Origin of the sequence: Thioclava sp. UBA3469 (assembly GCF_002378135.1) — a bacterium.
Taxonomy (GTDB): Bacteria; Pseudomonadota; Alphaproteobacteria; order Rhodobacterales; family Rhodobacteraceae; genus Thioclava; species Thioclava sediminum.
On sequence record NZ_DFRG01000154.1, the window covers coordinates 1 to 7,962 of the forward strand.

Consider the following 7,962-nt stretch of genomic DNA (forward strand, 5'->3'; position numbering starts at 1 on the left):
CGACCAGCGCCTTGGGGCAGCCAAGCGAGACCATCCCGATCAGCGGCTGACCGGGGCGGGGGGCATCCGTGATGCGCGCGCGGGGCGCGAGATCGGGACGCAGGTTCGGAGGGTTTGTGCTCATGGCGCGCGATATAGCCCTTGCAGAGCGTTCCGAAAAGCCCCCCGCGTGACGGACGGCATTTGCGCGGTATCGAGCCAGAGCGCGGCCCCACTCGCGCCAAACGAGAAAACACTTGCCAGATCAGGTATGTTTAAAGTTGAATATTTGAAGCTGTTTTTCGAACGGCACAGCCGAGGCGCAGGGGGGAAGGGAGAGCCTGCCTGCGCGACAAACCGGCTCAGAGGGAGGAAACTTATGAAGAAGTTTGAATTACCCCGTTTTGCGGGGGCGGTTTCGCTGTGCCTGGCGTTGGGCGTTCCAGGTGTCGCAAGCGCGACCGAGGGCTACTTCGCCCTTGCCTACGGACCCGCGCAGCGTGGTGTCGGCGGGGCCGGGGTGGCTTACAGCCAAGATGCGATGTCGGGTGCGATCAACCCTGCAGCAAGCGCTAAAATCGATCGGGAATTGTCTATTGGTGTCGAGCTGTTCGCACCGTTTCGCGAATATCGCTCAAGCGGTGGGTCGGAATTCGCCTTCGTTCCAGAGGGAACACACAAGAGCAATAACAACATCTTTCTGGTCCCGAACGTCGCCTACAATATGCCGCTTTCGAATGGGGGGGTGCTGAATTTCGCCTTCTACGGCAATGGCGGCATGAATTCGTCTTATGACGACCTGACCAATAACTGCCCGTCGGGCCCGCCGGGCGCCGGATCGGGCGTGTTCTGCGGCGGCGAGGCCGGCGTGGACCTGACGCAGGCCTTCCTCTCATTGGGCTATGCGCAACAGAATGGCCGCCTCGCCTGGGGCGTTGCGCCCACCCTCGCGGTACAGAGATTCTCGGCCAAGGGACTGAGCTATTTCCGCGATGCCGGCCTGAGCGCCGATCCGGCCAACATGACCAATCGCGGCTACGACTATTCTTGGGGTCTCGGTCTGCGCGCGGGCCTGCAATACGAGGTTACGCCCGCCGTCACCCTTGGCATCAGCGGCCAGACGAAGTTCAGAATGTCGAAATTCGACAAATATTCCGGCCTGTTCGAGAACAAGGGTAGTTTCGACATCCCCGCGAGCCTCGCAGTCGGCGTGGCCGTGAAGGCGACCCCGACGCTCAACTTGATGCTCGACTATCAGCGTATCTTCTATTCGGGCGTGGATTCGGTGGCCAACCCGACGACCGCGACCGCCCAGTTCGGGTCGAAGGGCGGCTCCGGCTTTGGCTGGGACGACGTCGATGTCCTTCGCATCGGCGCTGAGTGGCAGCAAAGTCCGGACATGACCTGGCGGGCGGGCTATGCCCACGCGACCAATCCGATCGGCAAGGAAGACGTGACTTTCAACATCCTCGCTCCGGGCGTCGTCGAGGATCACTTCAGCTTCGGTGGAACACGTAAACTCAATGATCGCGACCGGCTGGATTTTTCGATTGCCTATGTGTTGCCGCACTCCGTTTCGGGGCCTGAAATGACGCCGATGGGGCCCACAGGAAACACGATCAAGCTCAAGATGGAGCAGGTGTCTCTTTCCGTTGGCTGGAGCAGGAAGTTCTAAATTCTCAGCCAAACGGCCAAAGAAAAAGGGCGCCTCGCGGGGCGCCCTTCGTCATTCGTATCGCGATTGCCTCAGCGGCGACGGTCGCGGCGCGAGCTCATCGGCTGGAAGGCGACGCCGACATGGGCCTCGCAATAGGGCTTGCCGGATTGGCTGGGCAGGCCGCAGAACCAGAATTCCTCGGTCGCGGGGTCGCCGATCGGCCATTTGCAGGTGCGCTCGGTCAGCTCCATCAGGCCAAGCTTCTTGGCGTGTTTCTCGACCTCACCGACCTTGGCCAGCGCGGCCGGGTCGATCTCGTTGGCGGAGGGCTGCGGCGGCAGCGGCTGACCGGCGGGGATGATCGCCTTGCGCGCGGGCGCGGCCGACGGGGCTGCGGCCTGAGCGGGCGCGGGGCTTGCCGGTTTCGCGGCGGGCTTGGGCTCGGGCGCCTCGGCTGCGGGCTGCGCGGCGGGCTTCTCGGCCTTCGCCTCGACCTTCTCGGGCTTGGCTTTCGGCTCAGGTTTCGCGGGCTCTGCTGCGCCGCCGGTGCGGTTCGACAGGCCGAGGCGATGCACCTTGCCGATCACCGCGTTGCGCGTCACACCGCCCAGCTCTTTCGCGATCTGGCTGGCCGATTGGCCCTCGGTCCACATCTTCTTGAGCAATTCGACGCGTTCATCGGTCCAGGACATGGGCATCCTTCCTTGGTTTCCTGCAAGTCCGTCTCGCAGGCCATTCCAGTTTCAATCCCTATTTTAGCGGGAGAGCGCAGAGATACAATCGCGAGGCCCGCTTTTCAAGGCCCGCGAGGACGTCCAGAGCAGTGCGCAAGCGGGAAACCAGCTGTGCGCGGGCTACGTTGAGCTGCGGGCCGCGAGCGTGTAGGGAGCGGGCAACAACGGGAGTATCAGGATGTACGAGATCGGCGTGCGCCGTTTTGGCGCGGTGAACTGGATGGGCCTGCGGATGCTGGGGTGGCGCGAGATTCGCCGCTTTCTCGCGGTCTGGCAGCAGACGGTGCTGGCGCCGCTGATCACCGCCGGTCTGTTCCTGACCGTCTTCGCGCTGGCTTTCGGGCGCAACCGCGCCGATGTTCTGGGCGTCGATTTCCTGCATTTCATCGCGCCGGGCATCCTGATGATGACGGTGATCCAGAACGCTTTCGCCAACACGTCCAGCTCGATCGTGATCGCGAAGGTGCAGGGCAATATCGTCGACACGCTGATGCCGCCGCTTGCGCCGTGGGAAATCCTCGTGGGGTATCTGACCGGCGCGGTGGCACGTGCGCTGATCGTGGCCGTGGTGATCTGGCTCGGGCTGTTCGCGGTGCTGGGGCAGGGGATCGCGCATCCGTTCTGGGCGATCGCGGCTGTCGTGCTCGGCGCGGCCTTCCTTGGCGGTCTGGGTATTCTGGCGGCGGTTTTCGCCGACAAGTTCGACCAGATGGCGGCGATCACCAACTTCATCATCACGCCGCTGTCGTTCCTGTCGGGCACCTTCTACTCGGCCAAGGCGCTGCCGCCGGCCTTCCAGATCCTGACCCATTACAACCCGGTCTTCTACCTGATCGACATGGCCCGCTTCGGGTTCCTGGGCGTCTCCGACGCCTCGCCGTGGCATGGGTTGGCCGTGATCTGCGCCGCACTGGTCGTGGTTCTGGGGCTTGGCTGGTACTGGCTGCGCATCGGCTATCGCATGAAGCCCTGAGCCGCGCTTAAGCGGCGCGTGGCCGTTCAGGCCGAATGCGCGCCGCCTGCGAGGCCCTTCACGAAGTCCAGAACTTCCGCCACCGGCTTGCCCTCGGCGATCTCTTTCACGATGGCCGAGCCCACGACGCAGCCATCGGCCACGCCTGCGATGGTCTTCGCGGCTTCGGGCGTCGTGATGCCGAAGCCTACGATCACCGGCAGATCGGTCTTCGCCTTGATCCGGGCGACTTCCGGGCCGACCTCGGTCGCCTGCGCGGCCTGAGAACCAGTAATCCCCGTCACCGAGACGTAATAGACGAAGCCCGACGTGTTCTGCAGCACCTTCGGCAGACGCTTGTCATCGGTCGTCGGCGTCGCGAGGCGGATGAAGTTGATCCCGGCGGCCTGCGCGGGGATGCAAAGCTCGACATCTTCCTCGGGCGGCAGGTCGACCACGATCAGCCCGTCGATCCCGGCAGCCTTCGCGTCTTCGAGGAAGCGATCGACGCCGCGCGAATAGATCGGGTTGTAATAGCCCATCAGCACGATCGGCGTGGTGTCGTCGGCCTTGCGGAACTCCGCCGCCATATCGAGCGTCTTCTGCAGCGTCTGCCCGCCGTCGAGCGCGCGCTGACCCGCCAGCTGGATCGTCGGACCGTCGGCCATCGGATCGGTGAAGGGCACGCCCAGCTCGATGATGTCGACGCCTGCCGCCGGCAGGCCCTTCATCACCTCGAGCGAGGTTTCCAGATCCGGGTCGCCCGCCATGATGTAGGAGACGAAGGCTTTCTTGCCCTCTTCCTTGAGGCTGGCGAATTTGGCGTCGATACGAGTCATGGCGTCCCTCCGGCTGGTCCCGAAGCGGTTTGCGCGAAGAGGGCGGGAAAATCAATGCCTCGCGCGCGGTCTAGTGTTGTAGCGACGTCCCAGACGGCCCGCGCCTACATCTTTGCCGGACCGTTGATCATCCACGCCGTTCCGAAACGGTCCCGCAGCATTCCGAACCCGTCGGCCCAGAACGTGTCGTCGAAGGGCATCATGACCTCCTCGGCCCCATCCAGCAGCCGCTCGAAGATCGCCTTCGCGGCCTCCCGGCTCTCCGAGACATGCGAGATCGAGACCGAACTTTGCGGCCGGTCGCGTCCCTCGGGCCAGTCCGAGGCCATCAGCGCGCCATCGCCGAGCTTGATCAGCGCATGCATGATCCGCGCCTTGCCTGCCTCGCTCATGCCTTCGCTCGCCTCGGGCATATCGCCATAGCGCATGAGGAAGGGTGGCTCGGTGCCGAAGAGCTCGGCATAGAAGCGCATCGCTTCTTCGCAGTTTCCTTGAAAGTGGATGTAGGGTTCGAAACTCATCGCGGTCACCTCCCTGAACGAGAAGGCCAGCCTATCACGATTCCGGCCTTCGCGCGCGCTTGCACCGGGGGCGGCCAATGAATAAGAAGCGCGCAGCCACAAACAGGAGGGCGAAATGGGTTTCAAGATGGGTATCGTGGGTCTGCCGAACGTGGGCAAATCCACCCTCTTCAACGCGCTGACCAAAACGGCGGCCGCGCAGGCGGCGAATTTCCCCTTCTGCACGATCGAACCGAATGTCGGCGAAGTGGCCGTTCCCGATGAGCGGATCGACACGCTGGCCGAGATCGCCGGCTCGAAAGAGGTCATCCCGACCCGCATGACCTTCGTCGATATCGCAGGCCTCGTGAAAGGCGCCTCGAAAGGGGAGGGCCTTGGCAACCAGTTCCTCGCCAATATCCGCGAAGTCGATGCGATCGCCCATGTGCTGCGCTGCTTTGAAGACGGCGATGTGACCCATGTGGAGGGGCGCGTCGATCCGGTGGCCGATGCCGAGACCATCGAGACCGAGCTGATGATCGCCGATCTCGAAAGCCTCGAGAAGCGTATCGCGAACCTCGCGCGCAAGGTGAAATCCGGCGACAAGGAAGCGAAAGAGGCAATGCGCCTTCTGGAACAGGCGAAAGAGGCGCTGGAAGCTGGCCGTCCCGCGCGCACCGTCGAAGTCTCCGAGGACGACCGCAAAGCGTGGAACATGCTGCAGCTGCTGACCGCCAAGCCGGTTCTCTATGTCTGCAATGTCGAGGAAGGGTCCGCCGCGACCGGCAACTCGAAATCCGAGGCCGTGGCGAAGATGGCCGCCGAGCAGGGCGCGGGCACCGTGGTAATCTCGGCCAAGATCGAAGAGGAAATCTCACAGCTCGACGCCGAGGAAGCGGAGATGTTCCTCGAAGAGATGGGGCTGGAAGAGGCGGGTCTCGACCGCCTGATCCGCGCGGGCTACGACCTGCTGGGCCTGCAGACCTATTTCACCGTCGGCCCGAAAGAGGCTCGCGCGTGGACGATCCGCAAGGGCACGCTGGCCCCGGCGGCGGCAGGCGTCATCCATGGCGATTTCGAACGCGGCTTCATCCGTGCCGAGACGGTCTCCTACGATGACTACGTCGCCAATAAGGGCGAAGCGGGCGCGAAAGAGGCGGGCAAGTTCCGCGTCGAGGGCAAGACCTACGAAGTGAAAGACGGCGACGTCCTGCACTTCCTGTTCAACGCGTGAACCTCGGCTGGGGCGTTACTTTTTCGCCCCCGCCGTGACCTCCGTGATCGCGTCGGCATCCACCATCTGCCACGCCATTCCCGCATTGCGGTAAAGCCGTTTGCCCAAGTCGGGATAGTCGCCCACGTCATGGGTTAGGCGCTGCCCGACCACGAGCAGCCGCAACAGCTCCGATCCGGTATTCTCGATCGTATGGGCCGCGCCGCCCGCGCGGTAGCCGATGAAATCGCCCGGCCCGATCGCGTGACGCTCTTCGCCGATCCGCGCGGTCGCCTCGCCACTCAGCACAAAGATCGCCTCGTCCTCATGGTGGTGGCGGTGAAACTCGGTGGTCTCGCAGCCGGGCTCCACCTCGATGATATGCACCCCGATCCCCGTCAGCCCCGTCGCGTCGCCAAGGCTCTTGTTGATCCGCCGCGCATTCGGGTTGAGGAAATGCTTCTTCGCCAGCCCTTCCATTGCCGCGATCTCATCGGCCCGGATCAGATACCGGTCTTCGCTCATCGCGCCTCTCCTTCTCATTGATCCAAATATCCCCGCCGGAGGCTTCCGCAGTCTCAGCCAGCGATCCGGCCCAGGATAGCAGAGACATCGCTGCCCGCCATCGCCCCGGTGGTCCGGCCCGCCTCGCCCGCAAGCCGCGTCGCGACGAAGGCGTCGCTCACCGCCGCAGGTGCATTTCGGATCAGCAGCGACGCGGTCAGGAGCAGTGCCAGCCGTTCCGCGAACCAGCGCGCTTCGGCCTCGGGTGGGAGCGCTGGCCAGCGGGCGAGGTGATCGGCCAGCGCCGCGTCGTAGCGCGGATCGGTGCCGCGCGCCGCGTCCAGCTCCGCGCGCAGCATCTCCGCCGCCAGTGGTTCTTTCGCCAGCGTGCGCAGTATGTCGAGACAGATCACATTGCCCGAGCCCTCCCAGATGCCGTTCAGCGGCGCTTCTCGATAGAGCATCGGCATCGGCGTGTCCTCGACGTAGCCGATGCCGCCCAGCACCTCCATCGCCTCATAGGTCACGACGGGGCAGCGCTTGTTGCCGTAGTATTTCGCGAGCGCCACGCCGATCCGGGCGAAGGCGCGATCCTCGGGCCGGGAGCTGTCGAAGGCCTCCGCCACCCGCATCCCCAGCGTCAGCGCGCCTTCCCAATCCAGCGTCAGATCGGCCAGCACCGCACGCATCAGCGGCTGATCGATCAGGCGCCGCTGGAAGGCGGAGCGATGCGTCGCCCAGTGATGTGCCTCGGAGATCGCGGCGCGCATCAGCCCCGCAGGCGCGAGCGCGGTGTCGAGCCGGGTGTGGTGCACCATCTCGATGATCGTCGCGACGCCCCGGCCTTCCTCGCCCAGAAGATGGGCCACCGCGCCCTCATATTCGATCTCGGAAGACGCGTTGGAGCGATTGCCCAGCTTGTCCTTCAGCCGCTGGATGCGGATCGCGTTGCGCTCGCCTTCCAGCCAGCGCGGTACGAGGAAGCAACTGAGCCCCTTTTCGGTCTGCGCCAGCGTCAGGAAGCCGTCCGACATCGGCGCAGAGCAGAACCACTTATGCCCGGTCAGCCGCCAATGCCCGTCTGCGCGCTCGGCCCGCGTGGTGTTCGCGCGCACGTCCGAGCCGCCCTGCTTCTCGGTCATCGCCATCCCCAGCGTCGCGCCGGTCTTCTCGCCCACCGGCAGCACGCGCGGATCGTAGCTGCGCGCGGTGAGTTTCGGACGCCAGAGTGCGGCGATCTCGGGCGTGGCTTCGAGCGCGGGCACGGCGGCATAGGTCATCGTCATCGGGCAGCAACTGCCGGGTTCGATCTGGCTTGCGAGATAGACCATCGCGGCATGGGTGGCATGAGCGCCCTTCGCGCCCTCCCACGGCAGCGCGGCATAGCCCGCGCCGACCCCGGCTTCCATGAAGCGATGATAGGCGGGATGAAAGCGCACCTCGTCGAGCCGCCGCCCTCCCGCATCGAAGAGCACCAGCTCCGGCGGGTGCCGGTTGGCCTCGCGTCCGGCTTCCCGCATCTCTGTCCGGCCCATCTCAGCGCCATAGCCCGCCAAGCGTTCAGCCTGCCCTCCCGCCGCTGCA

The 7,962-nt window shown here is 64.7% G+C and carries 8 protein-coding genes; 3 read left to right on the top strand and 5 right to left on the bottom strand.

The annotated features are described in order from the left end of the window. Positions 1–358 precede the first annotated feature (358 nt). Entirely contained in the window at positions 359–1,654 is a 1,296-nt protein-coding gene (locus B3D39_RS11900) for an OmpP1/FadL family transporter (RefSeq protein WP_274962781.1), read from the top strand. A 71-nt stretch (positions 1,655–1,725) separates the two neighbouring features. Here the strand turns inward: B3D39_RS11900 and B3D39_RS11905 are convergent, their stop codons facing one another. Continuing rightward, complete coding sequence (locus tag B3D39_RS11905; RefSeq protein ID WP_078542153.1) at positions 1,726–2,328, bottom strand: GcrA family cell cycle regulator; 603 nt, start codon at positions 2,326–2,328, stop codon at positions 1,726–1,728. A gap of 220 nt (positions 2,329–2,548) precedes the next feature. Here B3D39_RS11905 and B3D39_RS11910 point away from each other — a divergent pair, with 220 nt between their 5' ends. After that, positions 2,549–3,343, top strand: coding sequence for an ABC transporter permease (locus B3D39_RS11910; RefSeq protein WP_078548792.1), 795 nt, complete (start codon positions 2,549–2,551; stop codon positions 3,341–3,343). Positions 3,344–3,369: 26 nt separating this feature from the next. Here B3D39_RS11910 and trpA read toward each other — a convergent pair whose 3' ends face one another. Together trpA and B3D39_RS11920 are read right to left on the bottom strand one after the other, a co-directional pair. Continuing rightward, complete coding sequence (gene trpA / locus B3D39_RS11915; RefSeq protein WP_274962780.1) at positions 3,370–4,161, bottom strand: tryptophan synthase subunit alpha; 792 nt, start codon at positions 4,159–4,161, stop codon at positions 3,370–3,372. 104 nt (positions 4,162–4,265) lie between these two features. Further along, positions 4,266–4,682: a VOC family protein gene (locus B3D39_RS11920; protein WP_274962779.1), complete on the bottom strand. Its 417-nt coding sequence runs from the start codon at positions 4,680–4,682 to the stop codon at positions 4,266–4,268. Between the two features lie 115 nt (positions 4,683–4,797). Between B3D39_RS11920 and ychF the strand changes: the two genes are divergently transcribed. Further along, complete coding sequence (gene ychF, locus B3D39_RS11925; RefSeq protein WP_274962778.1) at positions 4,798–5,895, top strand: redox-regulated ATPase YchF; 1,098 nt, start codon at positions 4,798–4,800, stop codon at positions 5,893–5,895. 15 nt (positions 5,896–5,910) lie between these two features. On the opposite strand, the gene B3D39_RS11930 is transcribed toward ychF, so the two are convergent. Both B3D39_RS11930 and B3D39_RS11935 read right to left on the bottom strand, forming a co-directional pair. Further along, positions 5,911–6,399, bottom strand: a complete 489-nt coding sequence (locus B3D39_RS11930; RefSeq protein WP_274962777.1) for a cupin domain-containing protein — start codon at positions 6,397–6,399, stop codon at positions 5,911–5,913. A 53-nt stretch (positions 6,400–6,452) separates the two neighbouring features. After that, a partial coding sequence (locus tag B3D39_RS11935) for an acyl-CoA dehydrogenase family protein (protein ID WP_286789725.1) occupies positions 6,453–7,962 on the bottom strand: 1,510 nt, incomplete at its 5' end.